A 1527-nucleotide genomic window follows, 5' to 3' on the forward strand; every position below is an offset into this window, starting at 1 on the left:
TTTCTGGAGAAAGTTTCCCTTCCCCCCGCGCCCCCCATCCCTTCAAAGACTTTCGACTGGTGGGGAGGCGGCGCGTCGGTTTTCCCGTGAGGGAACGGGAGATGTGCCTCTCGAAACGGTCTGTTTGTTCACAAAAAAACAATGAGCTGGAATGGAGAACCATTTCAGCTCATTGTTTTATAAAACTTGTCATATTGAAGTGTTGAGAACGTAGGGGATTCTTGTGCGGCCCGTTCCCTCAACCCAAAGCGCATCTGAAGCCCGCTTATAAAAGTCTTGGGAGGTGGAGGGAAGGGGGTTCGGGGGAAGGGAGGAAGCCTTTCTTCAGAAAGGTTCTTCCTCCCTTCCCCCGATTTCTCACACATTGAACAAGAAGTGCATCACGTCGCCGTCTTTGACGACATACTCTTTGCCTTCGGTGCGGAGGACTCCGGCGGTGCGGCAGGCGGCTTCGGTCTTGTACTTGACGTAATCATCGAAGCCGATGACTTCGGCACGGATGAAGCCGCGCTCGAAGTCCGTGTGGATGACGCCTGCGGCCTGTGGAGCCTTCCAGCCGTCCTGAATGGTCCACGCGCGCACTTCCTTTTCTCCGGCGGTGAAGTAGCTGGCGAGGCCGAGCGCCTTGTACCCGGAGTGGATGACGCGCAGCAGGCCGCTTTCCTCAATGCCGTACGCGCCGAGCATTTCGCGCTGCTCTTCGTCGGAAAGCCCCTGCAGTTCTTCTTCAATACGGGCGCAGATTTTGACGACTTCGATGTTGCGCGTGGCGGCGAACTCGCGGAGGCGGGTCACATGGGCATTGTCCTCGGCAAGGCTGTCCTCGTCCACGTTGGCGCAGTAGATGATTTTTTTGGCGGTCAGAAGGCCGAGTTCATGCCAAGCGGCGGCGAAGGCCGGGCAGTCCTTGGCTTCAAAGGTGGAAGCCGGATTGCCGTTGTTGAGGTGCTCCAGAAGGCGGGCCATTTCGTCGGCGGCCACGCGCGCATCCTTGTCGCCCTTGGACATCTTGACCATGCGCTCGTGGCGCTTGGATGTGCCCTGAATGTCGGAGAGCAGGAGTTCGGTTTCAATGGTTTCGATGTCGCGCAGCGGATCGACCGAACCGTCCACATGGGTGATGTCGTCGTCCTCAAAGCAGCGCACAACCTCAAGGATGGCGGCGCATTCGCGGATGTTGCCGAGGAACTGGTTGCCGAGGCCTTCGCCCTTGCTGGCCCCGCGCACGAGCCCGGCGATGTCGATGAAGTCCACGGTGGCATTAATCGTTTTTTGCGGGTGCACCAGATCGACAAGCGCGTCGATGCGGCGGTCGGGCACGGGAACCGTGGCCTTGTTGGGCTCGATGGTGCAGAAGGGGTAGTTCGCGGCCTGCGCGTTCTGTGCCTTGGTCAGCGCGTTGAAAAGGGTGGACTTGCCCACGTTGGGAAGGCCGACGATGCCGATGCTCAATGCCATGAGTAGCGTCTCCGGACGGTTATTTTTTTGTTGCTACAATCGATTCCCGGCCTGTTGCCGGAACGAACT

At 58.6% G+C, this 1527-nt stretch carries 1 protein-coding gene; it reads right to left on the reverse strand.

Annotated features, from left to right (window positions below):
• Window positions 1-357: 357 nt before the first annotated feature.
• A complete protein-coding gene (ychF, locus tag HMPREF0178_RS19880; protein WP_009369331.1) occupies window positions 358-1458 on the reverse strand; it encodes a redox-regulated ATPase YchF in 1101 nt (366 codons plus the stop codon).
• Window positions 1459-1527 lie beyond the last annotated feature (69 nt).

Origin of the sequence: Bilophila sp. 4_1_30 (assembly GCF_000224655.1) — a bacterium.
GTDB lineage: Bacteria > Desulfobacterota > Desulfovibrionia > Desulfovibrionales > Desulfovibrionaceae > Bilophila > Bilophila wadsworthia.